Genomic DNA, 23,790 nt, shown 5'->3' with positions numbered 1-23,790 from the left:
TCAACTGCCGCCGGCCGTCGCGGGATCGTCGAAGAAGTAGTCGCGCCACGACTTCGGTTCGTTGCGGATCGCACCGGTGCGATGCATGAACTGCGCGAGCGGCAGCGTATTCTGCGGTGCGGTCTTGAACTGCACCTGCGGATTGCGCAGGATCTTCAGCAGCAGCGCGCGATCGATCTTCGACGCGTTCACGCGAATATAGGTATCGGCCGCCCGCTCCGGATCGGCCGCGATCTGTCGGGCGGCATCGGCCAGTGCGGCGACGAACGCGCGGTAGGTCTTCGGGTTGTCGTCGCGGAATTTCTCGGTCGCGTACAGCACCGTCGCGGAGCTCGGACCGCCGAGCACGTCATACGAATTCAGCACGATGTGCGCGTTCGGGTTGCCGGCGAGCTCCTGCTCCTGGAACGGCGGATTGCCGAAGTGACCGGTGATCACGTTGCTGTTCGCGAGAATCGCGGCCGTCGCGTCGGGATGGGGAATCGCCTGCGTGAGGGCGTCGAGCTTGTCGAACTGCTTGTCGCCCCACTGCTTCGCGGCCGCGTACTGCAGCACGCGCGACTGCACCGACACGCCGACCGCCGGCACCGCGATCCGGTCCTTCGCGCTCAGGTCGGCGATCGTCTTCACGTTCGGGTTGCTGCTCACGAGGTAGTACGGAAAATTGCCGAGCGACGCGACGCCCTTCACGTTCTGCCGGCCGCGCGTGCGGTCCCACACGGTCAGGAGCGGGCCGACGCCCGCGCCCGCGACGTCCACCGCGCCGGACAACAGCGCGTCGTTCACGGCCGCGCCGCCCGACAGCCGCACCCAGTCGACCTTGATGTTGAGGCCGGCCTTGCGCCCTTCCTTCTCGATCAGTTGCTGGTCGCGCGCGACGTTCAGCATCAGGTAGACGACGCCGAACTGCTCGGCGATGCGGATGCGGCCCTCCGCGTGCGCGGCTTGCGGGATCGCCGCGCCAGCGAAAGCGAGCGCGGCGGTGAGCGTGGCCGCCAGCGCGCGGCGCGCCGGCAAAAACGAAAACGACATCGGAACTCCGTTCAGGAAGGGGCGGAAATGAACGACGCGGCGCGCGGCTCAGAAAGGCGCGTCGCCTTCGATCGTCGTGCGGTACAGCTTGCGGCGCAGGTGGTCGGGCGTGCCGGCGGCGAGATGCATCAGCGAACGGTTGTCCCAGAACACCAGGTCGTGATCGCGCCATGCGTGCCGATACAGGTGTTCGGCGCGCACGCTGTGCGCGAACAATTCGTCGAGCAGCGCGCGGCTTTCGTCGTCGGGCAGCCCGACGATACGCGTCGTGAAATGCTCGCTGACGAACAGCGCCTTGCGGCCGGTTTCCGGATGCGTGCGCACGACCGGATGAACGACCGCCGCGACCTGCGCGATCTGCTCGGGCGACAGGTTGGGCCGCCACGGGCTGCGCGCCTGCAATTCCGCATAGCGCGCGAGATACGTATGCTCCGCGCGCCGCCCTTCGACCGCGCGGCGCAGATGGGCCGGCAGCGTGTCCCATGCGAGATGCATGTTCGCGAACAGCGTGTCGCCGCCTTCCGCCGGCAGCTCCTGCGCGTGCAGCAGCGAGCCGAGGCTCGGCTTTTCCTTGTACGACAGGTCGGAATGCCAGAAATGGCCGGCGTCGCCGAGCCCGATCGGTTTGCCGTTCTCGACGATGTTCGACACGATCAGCACTTCCGGGTGGCCGGCCAGCGCGAACTGGTGCAGCACGTGAATCTGCAGCGGACCGAAGCGGCGGCTGAACGCGATGTGCTCGTCCGGCGTGATGCGCTGATCGCGAAATACCAGCACGTGGTGATCGAGATGCGCACGATGGATGCGCGCGAAATCGTCGGCATCGAGCGGTTTCGACAGGTCGAGGCCGATCACTTCGGCGCCGAGCGGCGCATCGAACGGCACGATGTCGAAGTGCTGCGCCAAGCCGTCCGGCCGCGCGGCGGGATGCCCGGTGGACAGCGTTGCGGCGTCGCGGATGGCGGTAGTCGTCACGGCACGGCTCCTGATTCGGTCAAAACGCGAATCTACGAGGGCGTGCCGGCGGGCGTCAACGAAGCGATTCGGATACGTTTATCTGCTGCGGTGATAAAGATCGCTGCTCGCGCATACGGCGCCGATTCGGGCGAAATCGGCGATCGCCATCGATGGCGGGAAGGTCCGGCCGCGCAGCGCTGCGCTACACCGCCAGCCAACTAAGGTTGCCCAGCGCCGCCCGACGCACCATAGATCTGCCCGGTCACGTAGCTCGCGCGCGACGACAGCAGCTCGACGTAGATCGACGCGATCTCGGCCGGTTGTCCCGGCCGCCCCATCGGCACCTGTTCGCCGAACGTCTCCACGTTGTGCGTCGTCTGTCCGCCGCTGACCTGCAACGGCGTCCAGAACGGCCCCGGCGCGACGCCGTTCACGCGGATGCCGCGCTTGATCATCTGCTTCGCGAGCCCCTTCGTGAAATTCGCGATCGCCGCTTTCGTCATCGCATAGTCCAGCAGGTTCGCGGATGGGTCATACGCATTGACCGACGTCGTATTGACGATCGCCGAACCGGGCGGCATGTGCGCAATCGCGGCCCGCGTGATCCAGAACATCGCGTAAAGGTTGGTGCGCAGCGTCCAGTCGAACTGCTCCGTGCTGATGTCGAGAATCGATTCGTGGCTCTGCTGGCGAGCCGCGTTGTTCACGAGGATGTCGAGCCCGCCAAGCGCGGCGACCGCCCGCTCGACGAGCCCGTTGCACGCGCCTTCGCTGCGGATGTCGACCGGCAGCGGCACCGCCTTGCGGCCCGCGCTGCGGATGAGGTCCACGACTTCGCGCGCATCGGGCTCTTCGTCGGGCAGATAGACGATCGCGACGTCCGCGCCTTCTCGCGCACAGGCGATCGCCACCGCGCGGCCGATGCCCGAGTCGCCGCCGGTGATCAGCGCCTTGCGGCCGTCGAGCCGGCCGCTGCCGCGATAGCTGCGCTCGCCGTGATCGGGACGCGGCGTCATGCGGCCCGCGAGGCCCGGCCACGGCTGGTGCTGCTGCGGAAACGGCGCATGCGGATAGAGCGTGCGCGGATCGCGCGGCGCCGTATCGCCGACGTCGGGCGGGCCGCCCGTTTGCGCGATCGTCGGCAGGGCGACGCTGGCGACCAGTCCGGCCGTCGTGCCCTGCACCCATTTGCGACGGGATTCTGAAACTTCGTCTGATGACATGATGGACTCCGGTGCGTGGATGGCGAAACGGAACGTCGCGATTCGGGCGGCGGCGCCGCTACAGCGGTCGCGGCCGGTTGCCCGAATCGTCGGGTGCGTCGTGCTCGTCCGGCCACGGCTTGCCGGCCGGATCGCGCACTTCGGCCTGGCGCGGATCGTCCGGCACGACCTTGCGCGCCTGATCGTCCGGCATCGTGTCCAGCTCGCCGCCGCCGGGCGCATGGCCGGAGCGCACGGACGATGCGCGGCCGGGTGTCGGCTTGCGCCGGTCCGGCGCGTCGGCCGCTTCGCGTGCCGGGTCGGGCGACGCGGGGTTCTTGCGTCGAGTTTCCTGGGTCATGACTCTCTCCCTGTTCGGATGGTGTCGGGCCGACCGCGCGCGGGGCGCACGGGATCCGCCATCGTGCGTGTCCCGCATGCTCGTCCCGGTACGGCCGTCGCCGGATCGCGGCCGGACACGTTTCACCGCCGGCGCCGCCTTTCGTGCGCAACCTCGCCGGTCGGTACCGCATCGACGTCCTGCAGCGGCTCGCCGGGGATGCGGCGCTTCGCGGACTGATCGGCCGGCAAATCCTCCGTCTGCCCGGCGCGCCCGTCCACGCTGCCGCCTTCCGCATCGAGTTGCTGCTCGGCCCGCCGCCAGTATTCGTCGGCGCTGCCGTCCGGCGCGCCGTCCGCCTGCCACAGCCGGTACGCCCGCTCGCGGATCCGCGTTTCCCTGTCTTCGTTCATGCCGTTCTCCGTGTCTGCCATGGCGATCACCGATCCGGGCGCGACGGCGCCGACACCGCACCGAGCGTCGACGACATCGCGCCGTCCGCGGCCGTCGCCAGATCGCCCAGCGCGACGATGCCGACCAGCCGCTTCTGTCGGTCGACCACCGGCACGCGGCGAATCTGCGCGTCTTCCATCTTCTTTTGCACCGCCGAAACGTCGTCGTCCTCGTAACACCAGTTCGCGGGTCCGCTGACGACGCCCTCGACCGCCTCGTCCGGCGGCACGCCCATCGATACCGCGCGCACGACGATGTCGCGGTCCGTCAGCATGCCGATCAGCCGTGTGCCGTCGCACACGGGCAGCGCGCCGACGTTCAGGTCGTCCATCAGTCTGGCCGCATCGCGCAGGCTCTGCGTCGGGCCGATGGTCGCGGCGTCGCGTGTCATCACTTCCGATACACGTGTCATGTTTCGCTCCTTGGAAAGCCGCCCACGGCGGCCTGCTTCACGAGCATCGCGCGTTCCGGCCGTCGCGCGGGTCAGTCCTCCGTCGAGCAGCACACCGACGTCAGGCCGGCCGATTCGACGATCCGCATCAGTTGCTTCAGCATCGCGTCGGCGTCGGGCGCTTCGCGCCACTGCACGAACATTTCCTCCTCGCGCACCGCGCATGCGGTCGTTTCGCGAAAACGCTTCGTCCGGCACGTGAAGCCCGCGTCGCACAGTTGCTCGCCCAGTCGGGCGCGCGCAACCGACCCCAGCGGATATTCGACCGTGACCAGCGCGGTCCTGACGCGCCGCAAGCGCTGCTCGACCAACCGCAGCGGCCAGACGACCAGCAGCGCCAGCACCAGCCCGAGCGCGCCGAGCGACAACTGGCCGCCGCCGATGCACAGCCCGATGACCGTCACGAACCACAGCGTCGCGGCGGTCGTGACGCCGGACACGAGGCCGTCGCGATGAAGGATCGCGCCGCCGCCGATGAAGCCCATCCCGGTCAGGATGCCGAGCGGCAGCCGCATCAGGTCGAGCACCGAGAACGCGCCCTCCGGTTTGCCCGCTTGCAGCAACAGCGCATTGACCTGCAGCATCGACAGGCACGCGGCGAGACAGACGAGGATCGTCGTGCGCAGTCCGGCCGTCTTGCCGGATTCGCTGCGATCGACGCCGATCAGCCCGCCCGCGACGAGCGCCAGCAGGATCCTGACGAGAACGTCGTGCCACTGCAGTACGACCGGCATCGGTTCCATGCGCGCCTCCCATGCAAATCGTCATGTGTCGGGGCGCGAACGCCGCCGACGACGCTCGACCGAGCAAGGACCGGACCCGCGTTCGGGGTGCGGCGGCGCGTGTAGCGAGTCGGACGGAATTGTAGAAAGGGGCGTTGCGCGCGTACCGCGCGTACCGCGGGAGAGCGACCGACGGCCGCCGTCGGCTTTGGCCCGCGCTTTGCGACGACCGGACAAAATGCATTCGAGCGATCGTGCCGCACGGGCCCGAATCGTGCCCCGCACGCCCGATTACGCCGCGGCGACCGCCGCCCACGCTCGCCCTGCCCGATACGCCCCCTTACGAAGGAGTTCGACCATGCTCACGCAGAAAACGAAAGACATCGTCAAGGCCACGGCCCCTGTCCTCGCGCAACACGGTTACGACATCATCAAATGCTTCTATACGCGCCTGTTCGACGCGCATCCGGAGCTGAAGAACGTGTTCAACATGGCGCACCAGGAACAGGGCCAGCAGCAGCAGGCGCTGGCGCGCGCCGTCTATGCCTATGCGGAAAACATCGAAGACCCGGGCAGCCTCGCGGCCGTGCTGAAGAACATCGCGAACAAGCACGCGAGCCTGGGCGTGCGGCCCGAGCACTACCCGATCGTCGGCGAACACCTGCTCGCGGCGATCAAGGAGACGCTCGGCGACGCGGCCACCGACGACATCATCTCGGCGTGGGCGCAGGCCTACGGCAACCTCGCCGACGTGTTGATGGGCATGGAAAGCGGCTTGTACGAACGGTCGTCGGGACAACTCGGCGGCTGGACCGGCTGGCGCAGCTTCGTCGTGCGCGAGAAGCGGCCGGAGAGCACCGTGATCACCTCGTTCATCCTGGAACCGGCCGACGGCAAGCCGGTCGCGAACTTCGAGCCGGGCCAGTACATCAGCGTCGCGGTCGACGTGCCCGAGCTCGGCCTGCAGCAGATTCGCCAGTACAGCCTGTCGGACATGCCGAACGGACATACGTACCGGATTTCGGTGAAGCGCGAAAGCGGCGGCGCCTATCCGCCCGGCTATGTCTCGTGCCTGCTGCACGACCGCGTGAACGTCGGCGACGAGATCAAGGTGGCGGCGCCGTACGGCAGCTTCCACATCGACGTCAACGCGAAAACGCCGATCGTGCTGATCAGCGGCGGCGTCGGGCTGACGCCGATGATCAGCATGCTCAAGCGCGCGATCCAGGATCCGCAGCGGCAGGTGGTGTTCGTGCACGGCGCGCGCAACAGCGGCGTACATGCGATGCGCGACCGGCTGCGCGAGACCGCGAACACGTATGCGAACTTCAATCTCGTCGTGTTCTACGACGATCCGCTACCGCAGGACATCGAAGGAACGGATTACGACCTGAAGGGTCTGGTCGACGTCAACGCGATCAAGGGCGCGATCCTCTTGCCCGATGCCGATTACTACATCTGCGGCCCCGTACCGTTCATGCGGATGCAGCACGATGCGCTGAAGAACCTCGGCATCCACGAGGCGCGGATTCACTACGAGGTGTTCGGGCCGGATCTGTTCGCCGAATGAGCGCGGGCCTCCGCTCGTCGCGCGGGACGGCGGCGGCGGACTCACTGCCGCCCGCAACCATCTTCCGGACCTCCTCGTCGGCATGGCCGACGGAGCACGCGTGCCCACGCACGACGCGCGCCCTCGATCTCCGTATCCGATCGGATACCGACGTCCTCGCTGCAATCATTTCGCGACATTCGGTTCCCGATCGGATACGAAACGACGTCCCAAGCATCGCGATTCCCAGTTCGTTCCCGTGCGAATACGAATTGATGCCCGAGCCCGCGAGTTATGCAATACTGTTCCCGATCAGATACGAAGCACGGAGAACGTCATGTTGGAGTCCCGGTCCGTCGACACGATCGGCACGCTCGCCCACCTCATTCGCGCGGCGCGGATCCAGCAGGGATTCACGCGGGACGAACTCGCGAACGCGACCGGGTTGTCGCCGAAATTCATCAGCCAGGTGGAAGCCGGCAAGCCGACCGCGCAAATCGGCAAGGTCATGCTGTTGCTCGGCGAACTGGGTGTGCGGCTGTATGCCGAATCGTCGATCGAGATTTCCGAAGCCGCCGCGCTGAAGGCCGCGCAACGCCGCAGGAGCAGCCATGGCGGCTAGAACGCTGATCGCGTCCGCGAACGGCGTGCGCATGGGCACGCTGACCGACGACAAAGGCATCTGGTCGTTCGCGTACGACGCGAACTGGCTCGCATCGCCCGCCGCGTATCCGCTGTCGCCGGCGTTCCCGCTTCGCGCCGGCGTCTTCACCGACACGTCGACCGATCGCCCGGTCCAGTGGTTCTTCGACAACCTGCTGCCGGAGGAAGGCATGCGCACGTCGCTCGCGCGCGAGGCGAAGGTCGATGCGGCGGACGCATGGGGCCTGCTCGCGTACTTCGGCCGCGAATCGGCCGGCGCGCTGACGCTGCTGGCCGACGGCGAGCACGAAGCGGCCGGCGGCCTGCAACCGCTGCCGCTCGACGAACTCGAGCGCCGGATTCAGGCGATGCCCGAGCGCGCGCTGACGGCCACCGCGCCCAAGCGCATGTCGGCGGCCGGCGCGCAGCAGAAGCTGCTGCTGGTGCTGCGCGGCGATGCGCCCGACTACGCGCTGTTCGAGCCGGTCGGCAGCGAGCCGTCGATGCACCTGCTCAAACCCGACATGCGCGCGGCCGGCTATCCGCATTCGGCGATCAACGAGTTCTTCTGCATGCGGCTCGCGAAGAAGATGGGGCTCGACGTACCCGACGTTCATTTCCTGCGCGCGCCGTCCGCCTGCTACGTGATCGACCGGTTCGACCGCGACGTCGCATCCGAGCCGGCCGGCCGCGTGCATACGATCGACGCGATGCAACTGCTGAACTACGACCGCGGTTTCAAATACCAGCGGGCCAATGCGCAGGAGCTTGCCCGCGCGATCGACCGCACCAGCACGCGCGCGCTGACACGCCTGTCGGTGTTCCGCTGGACCGTGTTCAACGTGGTGGTCGGCAACGCCGACGCGCACCTGAAGAACCTGTCGTTCTTCGTCGATGCGCGCGGCTACCGGCTCGCGCCGTTCTACGACATCGTCAGCACGGTCGCGTATCACACGCCGACGCACCGCCCCGACCATCGCGGCGATCACTGGCCGCACTGCGAGCTGACGATGCCGCTCGGGCATGCGACGCGGTTCGCCGATATCGACGTGGAGGCGCTGGTCGCGTTCGGTCAGGCGCTCGGGCTCAGGGAGAAAGCGGCCGCCACTGAACTGCAGCGTTTTCTCGAACCGCTCGATCGTCACGTCGAGCAGACGCTCGATGACGTGCGGAACGTCGCGCATCCGGACGCCGGGGAAATGCGGTTGCTGAATTCGATCGTTGCCATGCCGATCGCGGAGATGGGGCGCGTGCTGCGGACCCCGCACGGGTAAACGGCGATGCGCGGATGGCCGGCCCACCTCGCTGAACGAATCTTTCGACACATCAGCGAAGGCATGAAATTTTAATTCACAATTTACCGCACCTTTCCCTGACGATTATCTTCCTATACTCGCCAAGCTCCCCACCAATAACAACAAACGAAATATACGCCAACCCTGAAATTTTCCCGAATAAGACTGTTCCGACCACCCCAAATGTCGACATTGACGCGGTCAATATTCCAGCCCCGGTATAAAACGAAGAGGAGGCAAAGATTTTCTTCTCAGACAGGAAGTTAATCGACTCTATGACATATCTGCTGACGAGGTAAACGCAAACCGCACCAGATAGTCCATATGCAATGTAATTTGCAACCAGATTCGGCTTTGACACGGCAATCAAAATTATACCAAATACACACGCAACAGCATTGATTTTTATTATCTTGACAATGCCACTCTCAGGACTATTCATCATGATCAACGCGGCCTCAACAATTTGATAATGAAAGAGACGGAAGCGGATATATCCATATATCCGCTTCGCCTTCCTCAAGTCATATTAGGGGCCGTTTTTACCCGTGATGGCTTTCCACATGCCATCCGGGATATTTCCGCCAATATAGCCGCCCAATGCCGCTCCTGCTCCCGGGCCATATATCGCACCCAAGCCGGCTCCGATAACTGCACCTCCAACAGTACCCACACCAGGAACAACTGATCCTATACATGCCCCTAGTGCGCCGCCTGCTTCTGCACCACCGACTCGGCCAGCGAGCCATCCGACAGCGGAACCGACCAGCGCTCCCTCTCCTGCCGCCCCGGAAACAGCTGCGATTTCTTCTTTAGTAAGCTCTGCGAACATTACATGTCACCTCGCTTGATTGAACTAAAAATTGGCGGTGCTGATCCTGCGATAAGGATCAGCCCGGCAATTCTATCCCTGCCCCCACTAAATGCAAATGATTCGTATTTGCATTTAGTGGGGGGATCACGTCTCAGTTGGATGCCTGGCGGATTGCTCGCGCATCCGGCAGACACTCGATACGCGTGCCGATGCACATCCGATGGCACGATGCTTGCCGGTTGATGGACGGATCGACCATCTATCCCGGTTCGGCGACCACGGTCGCGGCGGTGCCGGGTTCTGGCGCGGTAATCGTCCGCGAGCGCTTCACCTCGCTTTCGGTCGGGCTCTGGTCGATTTTGATCATCGCCGCGGCCGATCTGTCACAGATGGTCCTTGGGTCGCCAAGCTCCCATGTCACGGAGGTATCTGCACTACATCTATCGGGATAAGTATTCTTATCACAATAGCTTCATTAACCCATCAAACCTGCGTTTGCGAAAACGCCCCGCATGCGGCGAGGCGTCCACCGGCTCACCGCCCGATCGGCAAGCCGGTCGGTTCGATCCAGCCGAGCTTGTACGCGATCAGCAGCGACAGAAACAGCATGACCGACAACCCGACGCGCGCGGCGAGCGACCACGCCATCCGCTTGGACTTGCCGCGATCGTGATTCATGAAGTACAGCGCGAAGATCAGGCTCGCGATGATCATCGCGAATGCCACAGAGACCAGCAGGGTTTTCATTGCCGTTGCCTTTGAAGTTCCGAATCGGCCCGAATCAGTTCGGCCAGTTTGTGCCGCTCGTCGGCGACGCCGCCGACGCCCGACGCCGGCCAGTCCAGCGCGACGCCGTTGCCGAGCGAATCGCGCACGAGTGCCTGGTAGCGCCGGTCGTTGATCGTGCCGTGCTCCATCGTGTCGGAGATCTCGCGCCGGAACGGCAGCGGGAAACTCGCGTACGCGCGCGACAGCGCCGCGTATTGTCTCGCATCGATCTCTTTCGACGATGGTATGACGGTCCAGATCACCACGGCGACGATGGCCGTGAACGGAATCGCCGTGTAGCGAAGGATGAACTTGATCGGGGTCATGAAGCGGTGAGCAGAAGTGATCGCAAGCGCGCGCTGCGGAGAAACGGCCAGCCGGCGGCGCCTCGCATCATTGTACTGAAAGCACCATCCAGCCAACAGAGTATGATAATGGAATTACCATGTTCATCACATGAATAGACGGCCCGGCATCCGGCGCGGACGGCGTGCGCGCCACGCTGCCCACGCCGGTTTTCCGCCTGTACCCGCGCATCCGCGACGATAGAGCGAAGCCCTTATGCCAGCGCAGTATTTCCGAAACCTGACGGGAAAACACCGCAGTGCGGCCGCGAACCGCCAGCTCGGGTTTTCGCTCGCGTTCGTCGCCGGCGCGGCCAATGCCGGCGGCTTTCTCGCGGTCAAGCAGTACACGTCGCACATGAGCGGCATCGTGTCGGCAATCGCCGACCAGACGGCCCTCGGCGACGTACGGTTCGCGCTCGCCGGCATCAGTTCGCTCGGGTCGTTCCTGATCGGCGCCAGTTGCTCGGCGATCCTCGTCAACTGGGGGCGCCGCCGCGGGCTGCACAGCCAGTTCATGCTGCCGCTGCTAGTCGAAGCCGCGCTGCTGTTGCTGTTCGGGCTGCTCGGCAGCCACCTCGCGCTGTGGGAAACCTTCTTCGTGCCGGTGACCGTGACGCTGCTGTGCTTCATCATGGGGCTGCAGAACGCGACGATCACGAAGCTGTCGGGCGCGGAAATCCGCACGACGCACGTGACGGGCATCGTGACCGATCTCGGCATCGAGCTCGGGAAGCTGTTCTACTGGAACCGCTCGGCCATCGACGTCGACGCGCACGCGGTGATCGCCAACCGTTCGAAACTGAGGATTCACGCGACGATGCTCGCGTCGTTCTTCGTCGGCGGCCTCGCCGGCGCCATCGGTTTCAAGCATGTGGGCTACGTATCGACCGTGCCGCTCGCGGCGATACTCGTCACGCTCGCGATCGTGCCGGTGATCGACGATCTGCTCGCGCTGCTGCGCAGCAGACGCTGACCGTGCGCCACGGGCGGCGCTTGCGCACGGCAACGCCGAAAGCGGATCGATTATAATTTGATTAACATACCGACCACCCTCGCCCCGTCATGGAAACGAAAACCGCCCGCCTGACCGTCCTGATCGATCCCGCGAAGAAGGAAGCCTTCGAGATGCTCTGCGCGGAGCAGGATCTTACGCCGTCGCAAGTCGTGCGGCAGTTGATCCGCGAATATCTCGACCGGCACGGCGTCACGTACAAGACCCGGAGCGCGATCGGCAAGCGCGTGAAATAAGCGCGGCCGCAAAGGCACGCGCCGCCGCTCAGTGCCCCCAGGTATCCGCAACGACCGTTACGCGCCGATCTCCCAGCGTTCGTGCGACTGCGCGCGCCAGACCAGCCGGCGCGGATCGATGCCCTCGCCGTGCTTCATGCGCCTCGCGGTGGCCGCCAGCTTCAGTTCGCCGGCCTGCGGGCAGGCAAGCGCCCGCTCCAGCAGGATACGCAACGACGGCAGCCGGCTGCCGTCCTTCCATGCGAATGCAACGAAGTTGTTGTCGTCGCCGCACGGCGCCAGCGCATACGACGAACCGAATACCGATCGCAGTTGCTCGAGGTGCTGCGGCAATGCCGGATCGTCGTCCATGAAATTGATCGCGAGCACCCCGGATTCGCTCAGGCGCGCGCGGCACGCGTCGAGGAAGGTGCGGCCCGCACAGCGGCCGCGCATACCGTCGGCGACGAACGCATCGTGCAGGATCACGTCCGTGCGGACGTCCGCCCGTTCCAGATGATCCGCGCCATCCGCGCATATCACGCGCAAGCGCGCATCGTCGGCAGGAATCCTGAACACGTTGCGCAGCGCGATCACGTCAGGATTGATCTCGACCGCGTCGATCGCGGTGCCGGGCAGGTGGCGATAGCAGTACTTCGCGAGCGAACCGCCGCCGAGCCCGAGCATGCAGATGTGTGCGGGATCGGCCTGCAGCAGCAGGAAACCCATCATCACGCGCGTATAACCGAGCGTCAGCTGCACCGGATCGCGCAGCGACATGAAGCTTTGGGTGCCGAAATGATCGAAGTGCAGCGAGAGCGCGTGCTGCGTCTCCAGCACGAAGGGCCGGCCGTCGTTCAGCGGCGTCGCCAGGAACCTGACGAACGCGTCGTAGGAAGTTCGATCCTCGGCCATGCGCGGGTACTCGGCTGAAAACTCGGCGGATGAAAACGCGGATGCGACGGTCACGTGAACCGTGCGCTCAGAACTTCTTCAGGTAGCACGCCTTCAGCATGAAACCGCCCATGTCGGTCTTGCAGTCGACTTCGTGATCGCCGCCGACGAGCCGGATGCTCTTGACCTTGGTGCCCATCTTCAGCGTGATCGACGAACCCTTCACGCGCAGATCCTTGATCAGCACGACCGAATCGCCGTCCGACAGCACGTTGCCGTTCGCGTCCTTGACGACGTCGCCTGCCGGTTCGTCGCCGGCCTCGGCGCCGGCGTCGGCCGACCATTCATGGCCGCAGTCCGCGCACACGGTCAGCGCGCCGTCGGGATAGGTGTTTTCCATCGCGCATTGCGGGCAGGCGGGAGCGTTCATTGCGGTTTCCATTCGGGGAGGCGTTCGGGTCGATCGAGGATGCGGACGAGCAGGTTGCGCGCCCGGAGGTGCGGCGACGCGCCCGCGGCAGGACCGCGAGCCGGCATCGGCGCACACGGCATTATAATGCAATTCACATGATCAGGCCGATGCATTATAATCGTCCACTTTCGACAATCCGCGAATTTGAATGCACCTTTGCAGCGGATGTCGGCAAGTTCGCGCCGAATGGCGCATGCAATCCGCCCGGCCGGCGCCCCGCGACCCTGCGGGAAATCGTCGATGCCGGCCGCCCGAGGTCCCGCAGCACGTGCGCAACCGTGCATGTCGCGCGCTGCCGCGCCCACCCGCCCGGAGGCTTCCAGCATCGTGCCAACCGTCGTGTACGTTGAAATCGGCCCCGCCTGGAACCGCAATCGGGGGCGCGCCGCGCGCGACGCGGCCGTCGCCGCGGCACGCCGCTTCGAGAGCGACATCCAGTTGATCGCGAACGGGCACGGCAGCAACGCAAAAGACAGCGGCGCGATTGCGGCGCTCCAGGTTCACGGCGGCACGTCGGCCCAGGTGCTCGCCACCGGCCCCGACGAGGAAGCGGCGCTGCACGCGCTGCTGCCGTTGCTCCAGGCAAGCTGACGCCCGGCGCCGCCGATTCAGCGGCCGCGCGCCGTCCACCGAAACGCCATTTCCAGAGGAAGCGATGAACGACAACCTGACGTCCAACACCCCCAACCTGTCGGCCTCCGCGATCTGGGCGCTCGAACGCCTCGCGGATGTTCGTTACGGCCGCGACGCGCCGGCGCTCGGCTGGTCGATCGAACAGGAACTCGTCGGCGCGGGCTTCGTCAGCCATGCGGCGAACGGACGCTCAGGCGCGTCGATCACCGCGCAGGGTCGCAATTTCCTGAAGAGCCGCAAGTAACCTGCCGTTCGGCACGGACGCGATGCCGCGTTGTGCGCAACGCGCGCGCATCGATGCGCCGCCGTCGGGAAGCGGGCCGACCGCTCGCCGCAGTCGGTATGCGCGACGGGGATTCGCCATCGGGCGGCGAACGGCCCGCATTCGTCGAGCGCCCCGCGGACGCGCCGGACCGCGACGTCGTCACTCGGGCCGGTTGGTGCGGGCAGCGCCGGACCCGGCCATCCGCGCGATGCGGTCGCATGCACCGATGCAGGTGGGGATTTGCGTCCACATCGCCGTTTACGCGGTATCGTACGAGGCCCAAGCGCGGCGCGCTGCGTCGCCGCCCCTTCCTCATGGAACGCCCGATGACATTCAGCGCCGTACCCCCCGTTTCGTCCCCGCCCGTTCTCGATACGCCGCGCCTGATTCTCGAAGGCCATCCGCTCGGCGACTTCGACGCGCTCGCCGCGATGTGGGCGGAACCCGGCGTCGTCGCGCACATCTTCAACGGCGAGCCTTCCAAGCCGCGCGACTCGTGGATGCGCATGCTCGCGTATCGTGGGCTGTGGCCGCTGCTCGGCTATGGCTACTGGGCGATCCGCGAAAAGGCGTCGGGCCGCTATGTCGGCGATCTCGGCTTCGCGGATTTCCACCGGAACATCGAGCCGCCGATTCGCGGCGTGCCGGAAGCCGGCTGGGCGCTGGCGACATGGGCGCAAGGCAACGGCTACGCGACCGAGGCGCTCGCTGCCGCGCTCGAATGGCTCGACGCGCAGCAGCGGTTCGAGCGCAGCGTGTGCCTGATCGCACCGACCAACGTCGCATCGATTCGGGTCGCGGAGAAAGCCGGTTACGGCGAGCCGCAGCGCATCCGCTTCAACGATGCCGATTCGTTGATGTTTTCGCGCAGGCGTCGCTAAGCGGGGCGAGCCGGGGCCGGGTCAATCGGCGACCGGTTCGTAGCAATGCATGAACAGGCCGTCGTCCATCGGCCAGCAGTTGCCGCATTCGTCGCGCAGGATCCAGTCGCCCGGCTTCACCGAGCGCCAGCCTTCCGGCGTCGCGACCGCCCACCTGCCGTGACGGCGCTCTACCCGTTCATGGTCGCCGTCGGCGAACCAGCGCGTTGCCTCGACCTGCCCGGCGCGTTTTCTGAATTTCATGCCACCACCGAAAGAAACGAATCTCAGTGTCGCGTTGCCGCGGCACCGGTGTCGAGCGACCGCGGCCACACCCTCAGCGCGCTCGTTGCCGCGCGGGCCGCGTGCAACGCCGTCCAGCCTTCCGCGATGAGCGCCTCCAGCGTGTCGCGCGCGACGGTGGAGATCCGGACGTCGATCTCCTGCAGTTTCAGCAGCGCCGACACGACCTCGTCCGGTTGATCGGGTGCGAGCGCAACGATGAACGCCGAACGCCTCTCGGCAGCCCGGACGGCCTCGCTCCAGTCGGCACGCGCCACCGCTGCTTCGATCGCATGCGTGAGCGACTCGAGACTCAGGACGACTTGCAACGGCGTCATTTCGCCTCCCCGTGAATAATTCGCACTGTCCGCTTGCCCGCTCGCCGGGAGCCTGCGCGGCGTCGGTCCCACCCGCGCGCCTCCGGTCCCGCACGCGCGCAGCATGACTCGACGTGTCGTCGACGCAGGCAGTCGATGCGGCGGGAAACGGACGCCACCGCAGTATGCGAGGCGAGTGAGTCAGGTTCGGGAATTGTAGGAACAGGACGCGCCCACGTCGGTAATATTTTGTAATGATATGTCGACTAACCTTGCCTGGCTTGGGTTCGGCCGGTGCGAACGCGATTCGCGACGCCGGATTGGCGCAAACGTTTTCGTCTGAAGGATGCCCGCTCGCGCATCGCCGCGCGCGCCGCGCCGGATCTCGCCTCGCCCCGTTTCAATCGCGCACGCGGCCCGGCGCCGCCCGCCCCGCGCTTTCCCCCTTCCGGCAGCGATTGGCCCATAGCTCAGTTCACCGAACGATTCAGATTTCGTCACATACCGCCGGAATGTTGCGCAGTATCATCCACGTCGCTTCGGCTACGACGCGCTCGGACTGGGCCTGACCGCTCGCCACCTTCCCCGTTTTGCCCCTTCGTTTACCGATGCCGATCCGAATCCTGCTCGTCGAAGACGACGTCCCGCTGTCCGCGCTGATCGCCGACTATCTGCGCCAGCATCATTACCAGGTGGACACGCTGTACGACGGCGCCGGCGCGGTGCCGGCGATCGTCGCGAGCCGCCCCGACCTGGTGCTGCTCGACGTCAACCTGCCGGGCAAGGACGGCTTCGAGATCTGCCGCGAGGCACGCGTGCATTACGACGGCATCGTGATCATGGTGACGGGCCGCGACGAACCGTTCGACGAATTGCTCGGCCTGGAACTCGGTGCGGACGATTTTCTCCGCAAGCCGGTCGAGCCGCGCCTGCTGCTCGCGCGGATCAAGGCGCAGTTGCGGCGCACGCGCGTGCCGGCGGGCGACCCCGTGCCGGATTCGCCGCAGCGATACGTGTTCGGCAAGTTCTCGATCGACCGGGCCGATCGCCGCGTGCATCTTCCCGACGGCAGCATGCCACGTTTGACGTCGACCGAATTCGACCTGCTGTGGGCCCTCGTGTGTCGCGCGGGCGAGGTGGTCAGCCGGGAGGACCTGACGCTGCTGCTGCGCGGCATCGCGTTCGACGGCCTCGATCGTTCGATCGACGGCCGCATCTCGAAGCTGCGCCGCAAGCTGCGCGACGATGCGAACGAACCGAAACGGATCAAGACCATCCGCTCCAAGGGCTATCAGTTCAGCAAGCACGCGTGGGATTGAGGCCGTGCGTGGACCGACGGACGGCATCGTGCAAACGCGGCCCGCGATGTCCGGCGCGCGCTCGCGGCTATTGCGGGCGAGCCGCACCGGCATCCGCATTCGTGCCCGGGCCGGCCTGCCATCCGCCGCCGAGCGCCTTGTACAGCGCGACGAGATCGGTCGTCGTCTGCAGCGCACCCTGCTCGGCCTGCTGCCGGCCCTCCGACCATTGCCGCTCGGCGTCCAGCACGTCGAGAAACGGCGACAACCCCTTCCGGTAGCGATCGCGCGCGAGGTCCAGCGCGCCCTGTTCGGCCTTCACCGCATCGTCGAGCGCGGCCGCGCGCGCCTGGTCGGTGCGGTACACGGCCAGCGCATTGTCGACGTCGCGCAGCGCGACGAGCACCGCCTGCCGGTAGGTCAGCGCCGCCTCGGCCTGGCGCGCCTGCGACAGCCGCAGGTTCGACACGAGCGCGCCGCCGGAAAAGATCGGCAGCGACACGGCCGGCCCGAACGCATAGAACAGATGCGACCAGTGCGCGAGCTCGCGCACGTGCGACGCACGCAGGCCGACCTGCCCCGTCAGCGAAATGTCCGGATAGAACTGCGCGACCGCGACGCCGACGTCGGCGGTGGCCGCATGCAGCTCGGCTTCCGCGCGGCGGATGTCGGGGCGCCGGCGCGCGAGCGTCGACGGCAGGCCGACGGGTACGGTCGGCGGCACGTCCGGCAACGCGCGCGGGGCGGCGAGCCAGTCGTCGAGCGCGCCCGGCGCGCCGCCGACCAGATACGCGAGACCGTTGCGCAGCAGCACGATCTGCTGGTCGAACTGCGGCAGTTGCGCGCGAATCTGCGCGAGCCGCGCGTCGGCGCTGCGCACGTCGAGATCGCTCGCGAGACCATGCGCGGCCTGCTCGCGCGTCAGGTCGAGCAATTCGCGCTGCGCGCGTTGCAGGTCGTCGGCGAGCGCGCGCTGCGCTTGCGCGCCGCGCAGTTGCAGATAGGTCTGCGCGACCTCGGCCTCGAGCGACAGCAGCGCGTCGTCGCGGCTCGCGACCGCCGCGCTCGTCTGCGCGCCGGCCGCTTCGACCGAGCGGCGCACGCGCCCGAACAGGTCCAGCTCCCACGATGCGTCGAACCCGGCCTGCCACAGGTTGACCGGCGCCTCAAGGGCATCGAGCGCGCCGCGCGCGCCTTGCTGCACGCTCGCGCCGGTTCCCGGCCCGAACCGGTCGAGCGGCGAGCCCGGCGCACCGAGGCGATCGACGCGCTGGTCGATGCCTTGTTCCTCGACGATGCCTTGCAGGCCGAGCTGTTCGCGCTGGTAGCTCGCGGTCGCACGCACGTCCGGTAAACCCTGCGCGGCGGCGGCGCGCACCTGCGCGCGCGCCTGTGCGATGCGCAGCACGGCGGCCTGCACGTCGAGGTTGTCGTGCGCGGCGCGCTCGACGAGCCGGTCGAGCAGCGGATCGCCGAATGCGCGCCACCAGCGCGGATCGGGGTCTGCGTCGATCGTCGGCGAAGACCGTGCGGCCGCGCCGGATGCGGGGGCCGCCGCCCGGCCGTCCGCCTGCATCGCATGCCAGGTGTCCGGGACGTCCGCGTGCGGCGGCTGGTAGTCGGGCCCGACGGTGCAGCTGGCGACACCGGCGCATCCGATGAATATCGCCGCCGCGCGACACGCGATAGCGCGAATCAGGCGGCGGTTGCGGTGATCCCGATGCATGTGCATGTCAATGCCCTCCCGCGCCGCCCGCGGCCTTCGCCGGCGTGAACAGGAACGTCAGCGGAATGCTGAACGCGCAGAACACCGCGAGGATCGCGAACACGTCGATATACGCGAGGATCGTCGCCTGCGCGATGAACGTCTCGTACAGCCGCCCGTTCGCCGTCTGCAGCGCGGCCGACGGCGGCGCGCCCGTCAGCGCGGCGATCGCGCGCGCGTTCTCCTGCAGCGCGTCCTGGAAGTTCTGCGACAGCGTCGACATGTGCGTGGACAGATGGGCCATGCGCGCCTGCGTGCGTTCGCGGATCAAGGCGGTCGACACCGAGATGCCGATCGAGCCCGCGACGTTGCGGAACATCGTGAACAGCGCGGACGCGTCGTCGTTGAGCCGCTGCGGCACGGTCAGGTACGCGAGCGTCGTGATCGGCACGAACATGAAGCCGATCGCGAGCGACTGCGCACACCGGATCATCATGAGGTGCGTGTAGTCGATGTCGGGCACCAGCGTGCGCGAATAGATCAGCGACGCGCACAGCAGCACGAAACCGAACCCGACGAGATAGCGCGTCTGCACGTGCGGCATCAGCCGGCTCACGAGCGGAATCTCGAGCGTGATCAGCAGCGCGCCGGGCGACAGCACGAGCCCCGCGAGCGTCGCCGTGTAGCCGAGACGCTGCTGCGCGAGCTGCGGCACGATCACCGCGCTGCCGTACAGCACGGCCGCGAACGTCGCGATCGTCACGCAGCCGAGCGCGAAATTGCGGTCGCGCAGGCACGACAGGTCGACCACCGGTTTCTTCGTGCGCAGCAGCCACAGCGTCGCGCCGATCAACCCGAGTGCGGACAGCACCGCAAACACGCGGATGAAGTTCGAGCCGAACCAGTCCTCGTCCTCGCCGCGATCGAGCATCACCTGCAGGCAACCGAGCCCGATCGCGATCAGCCCGATGCCGATGTAGTCGATGGAGATCCCGCGCTCGGCGCCGCGCCGCCACGGCGGATCCTCGACGAGCTGCATCACCGCGAGCACCGTCAACGCGCCGATCGGCACGTTGAGCAGGAACACCCAGCGCCACGAGAAATGGTCGGTGATCCAGCCGCCGAGCGTCGGCCCGAGCACCGGCGCGACGACGATCGCGATCGCCGAGATCGAGAACGCGCGGTTGCGCTGCTCGGGCGGAAACGTATCGAGGATGATCGACTGCTGGTTCGGCTGCAGCCCGCCGCCGAACAGCCCCTGCAACACGCGGAACACGATCAGTTCGCCGAGGTTGGTCGCGACGCCGCACAGGAACGAGCACACGGTAAACGCGGCGATGCACAGCAGGAAGTAACGCTTGCGGCCGAGCATGCGCCCGAGGAAGCCCGAGATCGGCAGCACGATGCCGTTCGCGACGAGATACGACGTGAGCGTCCAGGTCGCCTCGTCGTAGCTCGCCGACATCGTGCCGGCGATGTGCGGCAGCGCAACGTTGACGATCGTCGTGTCGAGGATTTCCATGAACGCGGCGAGCGTGACGACGATCGCGATGAGCCACGGGTTCGCGGCGGGACGCCACGTGCCATCGGATGCGCCGCTGCGATCGGGCGGCCGGTTCATCGGCGGGCCTCGTCAGGCGGGAACGGCATGCGGGTATCGGGCATCGGATCGCTCCGGTCGGAACCGGCCGCGGTACGGCGGCCGGTCATTTCAGATGGACGGTCGGCACGACCGACAGGCCGAGACCGAGCGGCGGACGGGTCGGCAGCGGACCGTCGAGCACGATCTTCACCGGCACGCGCTGCACGATCTTCACGAAGTTGCCGGTCGCGTTCTCGGTTGGAAACGCGGAGAAGCGCGACCCGCTGCCGAGCTGGATGCTGTCGACGTGGCCGTGCAGATCGAGATCCGGATACGCGTCGACCGACACGTCGACGCGGTCGCCGATGCGCATCCGCTCGAGCTGCGACTCCTTGAAATTGGCGGTGATCCACACGCGCGGCGTGACGATCGAGAAGATCGACGTGCCCGGTTGCAGGAACGAGCCCAGTTGCACGTTGCGTCGCGTAACCCAGCCGTCGGACGGCGCGCGCATTTCGCAGTACGACAGGTTCAGGTTGGCCGTCTCGAGCTGCGCGCGCGCCTGCAGCACCTGCTGGCGGCGCTCCTCGACGGCCGTCTCGGCCTGCCGGATCTGCTGCGGCACGAGGCTCGCGGTACGCGCCTGCGCCTGGGCCATCGCGACGTTCGCGTCGGCGGTCGCGCGCTGCGCGTCGGCGGCGTCGATCGCCTGCTGCGACGTCGCGCGCGCATCGACCGCGCGCTGCCGCGTCTGCGCGGCGAGCGCCTGCCGGTACGCGGCTTCCGCGGATTCGATCTGCGCGCGCGCCTGCCGGTACTGGGCCGGATACTGCACGCGCGCGATATCGAGCTGCACGCGCGCCGCGTCGAGCTGCGCCTGCGCGAGACCGAGCTGCGCCTGCGCCGCGTCGACCTGCGCGCGGTAGTCGCGCGGATCGATCTCGACGAGCACGTCGCCGCGCCGCACGAACGTGTTGTCGTCGACCGCCAGCCGCGTCACGTAGCCGGACACGTGCGGCGCGACCGCGATCGCGTTGCCGTCGGTATACGCATCGTCGGTGCTGACCTGGTTGCGCGTCGCGAACCACCAGACGAACCCGGCGACGAGCAGCACGAACACCACCGCGCCGAGGATGATCAGCGGCTTTTTGCCGGGGCGCTTGCGTTCGCCGTCGCCGTTGCCGCCTTCTCCGTCGCCGCCGGTGCGCCCGCCGCGATCGTCGTGCGGACGGTGGTCGCCGCCACCGCCGCCCGGTGCGTCGGTCGGGCGCTCGCTGCTGCCGTCCGGCGCGGCGCCCGAACCCCCGCCGCCGGGCTGGCTGTCGCCCGCACGCATGACGGCGGTGGGCCAGCGGGCGGGCAGCGACGTCGACGGCACGGCATCGGGCAACGCCGGCGCGAACGCGTCCGGCGCACCGGCGCCGCGCCGTCCGGGCGTCGACGCGCGCCGGAGCGCGACGCCGAATCGCTCGCGAACGGATAACGGGCACAGGATCGCATCGGGCATGAAACGGGGCTCCAGGCGGCGGCCGCGAGCGTCATTGCCCGCGCCGACCTCAAGCGCGCGGTCAAGCAAACAGCGGACCCGGCGACGTACTTCGCCCGAACCCGGCACGCCCGATGCGCGACGGGTACGCTTCGACGGCCCCGACAGGATTCGCGAACCATGACACGCTCGACCTCGCTCGATACCGACACGCGCGACGAAGATCGCGGCGACAGCACGCCCGGCCCCGAAGGCAAGCGCCGCGGCACGGCCACGCCGCCGCCGCGCAGCGCACGCGACCCGGCCGAAGGCAAGCCGGCCGAGCCGGAAGGCGGAACGCCGCCGCCTCGCACGCCATCGGGCGAACACGGCGATTCGTGACCGCCGCGCGTCGCATGGAAGCGCCGCCCGGGCGGCCGCGACAGGCGGCGGCAGAAATGACAAGCCGTTGAAAAATCGCGGACAGGCGGTCCGGCAGGCTTCCCCGCAACGCTCATGCGACGGCCGGCGCGGCGGCGACGCAGGAACGCATGTTGCGACACCGGCCCATGGATCTTTCAATCACCCGTCGCCCGCCCTTCATGACGCTCCCCGACCCGTCCGATTTCCCTCTGCGCGCGGTGCCGCTCGCGCCGCTGGCGAAGGAACGTGCAACGATCGTCTGCCATCGCAACCGGCGCGTGCTGCTGGTCGCGCGCGGACCGTCGTCGCGCTGGACGCTGCCGGGCGGCGTGATTCGCCGGGGCGAATCGGCGCTCGACGCCGCGCATCGCGAACTTCGGGAGGAAACGGGGCTCGTCGATCTCGAACTCGCGTATTTCTTCTACGTGGACGGAAGCGTGAAACGCCATCACGTATTCGTCGCGAACCTGCCGCGCGGCGCCCACGCGTGCCCGGGCCGGGAAATCGCGCTGTGCCGCTGGGTCCGAATCGACGCGGTGCCGCACTGGCCGGCGAGCGCGCCGACGCAGCGCATCATTCGCCAGTTCGCGGACCTGGACGCCGCGTGCGGTTGGTAACCGGCGCCGGTCACGCGTCTTTCGTCGACTTGCCGAGCCCGGCGACCGGCGACTGCGGATCGCGCGCGAGCCCTTGCGCGAAGACCTTCAGCCCTTCCAGCAGCGGCGTCAGCGCATCCCACAGCGCCTCGTCGTGCAGTAGCCGGTAGATGCCGCGCACGCCGGGCGCGACGTGCGCGTGCTGCGCCGGCTGCCATGCGCCGACGTGACGCAGTGCGTCGGCTGCCGCAAACGCAGCGCGGCCGAACTGTTCCGGCGGAATGCGCGACAGCGCCGTCACGAGCATCGCGAGATTCTGCATGCCGCTCTGCATGCCGGGCTTGTCGAGCGCGTCGACGAACGTGTCGGCCAGCCGCGCGTTCGCGCTGACCACCTCGTTCGCGAAGCGCAGGAAGCCGTGCCGATGCAGGCTGCCGAGCAGGTGTTCGAGCGCGTCATGCGCGCCGGGCTCCGGATGCGGAGGCGTCGTGTCGGGGGGCTGGCGTTCGGTCATGGGCTTGCTCCGGTTGGGGCGCCAGGCCGCCGTCGTGCCGGCAGCCGTGCGTGCGCCGAATGCGTGTCGTATTCGTTCGCCGGCCCGCCGGTGCGGGCAGCCGCGGCCACGTCAGTGCGCATGACCGCCGGGCGGCGCCTTGTATTCGCTGCGCGCGCCCATCGCGTCCTCGACGTGATGCACGCCATGCAGTGCGGCGACGCCGTCGATCAATGCCTGCCGTTCGGACTCCTCGACCTGCCCGGTCAGGCACACGTTGCCGCGCTCGACGCTCACGTCGATGTCGCGCGGGCGACCGACGAGCCGGCCGAGCGCGGCACGCACGCGCTCGGCGACCTGCACGTCGCTCGCATCGCCCGCGAGCCAGTCCGCCCGCAGGCCGGCGATCGCGCCGCGCGCATGGTCGGCCGCCCGCTTCGCCTGCGTATTCGCATAATCGACCACGCCATGCCGGCCCGCAACCGCCTTGTCGCGCAGATAAGCGCGTCGCCGCCGGCCGGACGAAGGATCGAGGAAGTACATCGCGGCCGCCCCGCACGCAACGGCCACCGCAAGATTCAACAACGGATTCGAAGGGGTTCTGGAGTTCATGGAGGCACCGTAGGCAATACCCGGGACAGCCGGGCTTCGTTTCGGCATGCAGCACGTGCCGTTCCCCGGTGCGAGCGTCGCGTGCAAGCCGTCG

Annotated in this window: 30 protein-coding genes; 11 read left to right on the top strand and 19 right to left on the bottom strand. The window is 67.4% G+C overall.

Translation table 11 applies throughout. The annotated features are described in order from the left end of the window. The 7 genes from WS54_RS30670 to WS54_RS30640 all read right to left on the bottom strand — a co-directional run bounded on the left by WS54_RS30670 (nt 1) and on the right by WS54_RS30640 (nt 5,178). Nucleotides 1-1,032 carry an ABC transporter substrate-binding protein gene (locus tag WS54_RS30670; RefSeq protein WP_034209170.1) on the bottom strand — a complete coding sequence of 344 codons (1,032 nt, stop codon included), beginning with the start codon at nt 1,030-1,032 and terminating at the stop codon, nt 1-3. A gap of 48 nt (nt 1,033-1,080) precedes the next feature. Continuing rightward, entirely contained in the window at nt 1,081-2,007 is a 927-nt protein-coding gene (locus tag WS54_RS30665) for a TauD/TfdA dioxygenase family protein (protein ID WP_034209171.1), read from the bottom strand. A 200-nt stretch (nt 2,008-2,207) separates the two neighbouring features. After that, on the bottom strand, nt 2,208-3,212 hold the full coding sequence (locus WS54_RS30660) for an SDR family oxidoreductase (protein WP_034209172.1): 1,005 nt from the start codon (nt 3,210-3,212) through the stop codon (nt 2,208-2,210). Between the two features lie 58 nt (nt 3,213-3,270). Further along, nucleotides 3,271-3,552, bottom strand: coding sequence for a hypothetical protein (locus WS54_RS30655; RefSeq protein WP_059779912.1), 282 nt, complete (start codon nt 3,550-3,552; stop codon nt 3,271-3,273). Between the two features lie 122 nt (nt 3,553-3,674). Then, a complete protein-coding gene (locus tag WS54_RS30650; RefSeq protein ID WP_179950239.1) occupies nt 3,675-3,944 on the bottom strand; it encodes a DUF2934 domain-containing protein in 270 nt (89 codons plus the stop codon). Nucleotides 3,945-3,970: 26 nt separating this feature from the next. Beyond that, nucleotides 3,971-4,396 carry a CBS domain-containing protein gene (locus WS54_RS30645; protein WP_034209175.1) on the bottom strand — a complete coding sequence of 142 codons (426 nt, stop codon included), beginning with the start codon at nt 4,394-4,396 and terminating at the stop codon, nt 3,971-3,973. 71 nt (nt 4,397-4,467) lie between these two features. Next, nucleotides 4,468-5,178 (bottom strand): MgtC/SapB family protein, encoded by a 711-nt coding sequence (locus WS54_RS30640; protein WP_059779914.1) that lies wholly within the window; start codon nt 5,176-5,178, stop codon nt 4,468-4,470. A 337-nt stretch (nt 5,179-5,515) separates the two neighbouring features. Between WS54_RS30640 and hmpA the strand changes: the two genes are divergently transcribed. From hmpA to WS54_RS30625, 3 genes are all read left to right on the top strand, one after another. After that, entirely contained in the window at nt 5,516-6,727 is a 1,212-nt protein-coding gene (hmpA, locus tag WS54_RS30635) for an NO-inducible flavohemoprotein (RefSeq protein ID WP_059779915.1), read from the top strand. Nucleotides 6,728-7,043: 316 nt separating this feature from the next. Then, nucleotides 7,044-7,328, top strand: coding sequence for a helix-turn-helix domain-containing protein (locus WS54_RS30630; RefSeq protein ID WP_059779916.1), 285 nt, complete (start codon nt 7,044-7,046; stop codon nt 7,326-7,328). Continuing rightward, complete coding sequence (locus WS54_RS30625; protein WP_059779917.1) at nt 7,318-8,622, top strand: HipA domain-containing protein; 1,305 nt, start codon at nt 7,318-7,320, stop codon at nt 8,620-8,622. Before WS54_RS30630 ends, WS54_RS30625 begins: the two co-directional genes overlap by 11 nt. A 76-nt stretch (nt 8,623-8,698) precedes the next feature. Here WS54_RS30625 and WS54_RS33810 read toward each other — a convergent pair whose 3' ends face one another. The 3 genes from WS54_RS33810 to WS54_RS30610 all read right to left on the bottom strand — a co-directional run bounded on the left by WS54_RS33810 (nt 8,699) and on the right by WS54_RS30610 (nt 10,551). After that, nucleotides 8,699-9,088 (bottom strand): hypothetical protein, encoded by a 390-nt coding sequence (locus WS54_RS33810; RefSeq protein ID WP_156447918.1) that lies wholly within the window; start codon nt 9,086-9,088, stop codon nt 8,699-8,701. 903 nt (nt 9,089-9,991) lie between these two features. Next, complete coding sequence (locus WS54_RS30615) at nt 9,992-10,204, bottom strand: twin transmembrane helix small protein (RefSeq protein WP_059779918.1); 213 nt, start codon at nt 10,202-10,204, stop codon at nt 9,992-9,994. Beyond that, nucleotides 10,201-10,551, bottom strand: coding sequence for a hypothetical protein (locus tag WS54_RS30610; protein ID WP_059779919.1), 351 nt, complete (start codon nt 10,549-10,551; stop codon nt 10,201-10,203). Before WS54_RS30610 ends, WS54_RS30615 begins: the two co-directional genes overlap by 4 nt. Before the next feature lie 235 nt (nt 10,552-10,786). On the opposite strand from WS54_RS30610, the gene WS54_RS30605 reads away from it, so the two are divergent. Continuing rightward, nucleotides 10,787-11,545 (top strand): YoaK family protein, encoded by a 759-nt coding sequence (locus WS54_RS30605; protein ID WP_059779920.1) that lies wholly within the window; start codon nt 10,787-10,789, stop codon nt 11,543-11,545. A gap of 89 nt (nt 11,546-11,634) precedes the next feature. Beyond that, the gene (locus WS54_RS30600; protein WP_006489181.1) at nt 11,635-11,820 is read left to right on the top strand and encodes a ribbon-helix-helix protein, CopG family; all 186 of its coding nucleotides are present in this window, start codon (nt 11,635-11,637) and stop codon (nt 11,818-11,820) included. A 57-nt stretch (nt 11,821-11,877) separates the two neighbouring features. Here WS54_RS30600 and WS54_RS30595 read toward each other — a convergent pair whose 3' ends face one another. Both WS54_RS30595 and WS54_RS30590 read right to left on the bottom strand, forming a co-directional pair. Further along, nucleotides 11,878-12,714, bottom strand: a complete 837-nt coding sequence (locus WS54_RS30595) for a hypothetical protein (RefSeq protein ID WP_059779921.1) — start codon at nt 12,712-12,714, stop codon at nt 11,878-11,880. Between the two features lie 67 nt (nt 12,715-12,781). Further along, nucleotides 12,782-13,135 carry a zinc ribbon domain-containing protein YjdM gene (locus WS54_RS30590; protein WP_442861327.1) on the bottom strand — a complete coding sequence of 118 codons (354 nt, stop codon included), beginning with the start codon at nt 13,133-13,135 and terminating at the stop codon, nt 12,782-12,784. A gap of 312 nt (nt 13,136-13,447) precedes the next feature. Here WS54_RS30590 and WS54_RS30585 point away from each other — a divergent pair, with 312 nt between their 5' ends. From WS54_RS30585 to WS54_RS30575, 3 genes are all read left to right on the top strand, one after another. Next, nucleotides 13,448-13,756 (top strand): HPr family phosphocarrier protein, encoded by a 309-nt coding sequence (locus WS54_RS30585; RefSeq protein ID WP_236872844.1) that lies wholly within the window; start codon nt 13,448-13,450, stop codon nt 13,754-13,756. A 64-nt stretch (nt 13,757-13,820) separates the two neighbouring features. Next, nucleotides 13,821-14,042, top strand: coding sequence for a hypothetical protein (locus WS54_RS30580; protein WP_034209183.1), 222 nt, complete (start codon nt 13,821-13,823; stop codon nt 14,040-14,042). A 335-nt stretch (nt 14,043-14,377) separates the two neighbouring features. Beyond that, nucleotides 14,378-14,944 carry a GNAT family N-acetyltransferase gene (locus WS54_RS30575; RefSeq protein ID WP_059779923.1) on the top strand — a complete coding sequence of 189 codons (567 nt, stop codon included), beginning with the start codon at nt 14,378-14,380 and terminating at the stop codon, nt 14,942-14,944. Between the two features lie 21 nt (nt 14,945-14,965). Here WS54_RS30575 and WS54_RS30570 read toward each other — a convergent pair whose 3' ends face one another. Further along, nucleotides 14,966-15,187, bottom strand: a complete 222-nt coding sequence (locus WS54_RS30570) for a hypothetical protein (protein WP_034209185.1) — start codon at nt 15,185-15,187, stop codon at nt 14,966-14,968. Nucleotides 15,188-15,210: 23 nt separating this feature from the next. Next, entirely contained in the window at nt 15,211-15,543 is a 333-nt protein-coding gene (locus tag WS54_RS30565) for a hypothetical protein (RefSeq protein ID WP_059779924.1), read from the bottom strand. A 587-nt stretch (nt 15,544-16,130) separates the two neighbouring features. Between WS54_RS30565 and WS54_RS30560 the strand changes: the two genes are divergently transcribed. Next, nucleotides 16,131-16,841, top strand: coding sequence for a response regulator (locus tag WS54_RS30560; RefSeq protein ID WP_034209187.1), 711 nt, complete (start codon nt 16,131-16,133; stop codon nt 16,839-16,841). A 67-nt stretch (nt 16,842-16,908) separates the two neighbouring features. Here WS54_RS30560 and WS54_RS30555 read toward each other — a convergent pair whose 3' ends face one another. From WS54_RS30555 to WS54_RS30545, 3 genes are all read right to left on the bottom strand, one after another. Beyond that, nucleotides 16,909-18,552, bottom strand: a complete 1,644-nt coding sequence (locus WS54_RS30555; RefSeq protein ID WP_059779925.1) for an efflux transporter outer membrane subunit — start codon at nt 18,550-18,552, stop codon at nt 16,909-16,911. A gap of 1 nt (nt 18,553) precedes the next feature. Next, nucleotides 18,554-20,146 (bottom strand): DHA2 family efflux MFS transporter permease subunit, encoded by a 1,593-nt coding sequence (locus WS54_RS30550; RefSeq protein WP_034209189.1) that lies wholly within the window; start codon nt 20,144-20,146, stop codon nt 18,554-18,556. Nucleotides 20,147-20,231: 85 nt separating this feature from the next. Then, a complete protein-coding gene (locus tag WS54_RS30545) occupies nt 20,232-21,614 on the bottom strand; it encodes an HlyD family secretion protein (RefSeq protein WP_059779926.1) in 1,383 nt (460 codons plus the stop codon). 159 nt (nt 21,615-21,773) lie between these two features. On the opposite strand from WS54_RS30545, the gene WS54_RS30540 reads away from it, so the two are divergent. Further along, nucleotides 21,774-21,974 (top strand): hypothetical protein, encoded by a 201-nt coding sequence (locus WS54_RS30540; RefSeq protein ID WP_059779927.1) that lies wholly within the window; start codon nt 21,774-21,776, stop codon nt 21,972-21,974. Between the two features lie 200 nt (nt 21,975-22,174). Further along, nucleotides 22,175-22,612, top strand: coding sequence for an NUDIX hydrolase (locus tag WS54_RS30535; RefSeq protein WP_059779928.1), 438 nt, complete (start codon nt 22,175-22,177; stop codon nt 22,610-22,612). 10 nt (nt 22,613-22,622) lie between these two features. Here WS54_RS30535 and WS54_RS30530 read toward each other — a convergent pair whose 3' ends face one another. Together WS54_RS30530 and WS54_RS30525 are read right to left on the bottom strand one after the other, a co-directional pair. Further along, a complete protein-coding gene (locus tag WS54_RS30530) occupies nt 22,623-23,105 on the bottom strand; it encodes a hypothetical protein (RefSeq protein ID WP_059779929.1) in 483 nt (160 codons plus the stop codon). A gap of 111 nt (nt 23,106-23,216) precedes the next feature. Beyond that, nucleotides 23,217-23,696, bottom strand: coding sequence for a BON domain-containing protein (locus tag WS54_RS30525; RefSeq protein ID WP_059779930.1), 480 nt, complete (start codon nt 23,694-23,696; stop codon nt 23,217-23,219). Nucleotides 23,697-23,790 lie beyond the last annotated feature (94 nt).

The organism is Burkholderia sp. NRF60-BP8 (assembly GCF_001522585.2).
In the GTDB taxonomy this organism is placed as follows: domain Bacteria; phylum Pseudomonadota; class Gammaproteobacteria; order Burkholderiales; family Burkholderiaceae; genus Burkholderia.
This window is presented reverse-complemented; position numbering and strand designations above follow the sequence as displayed.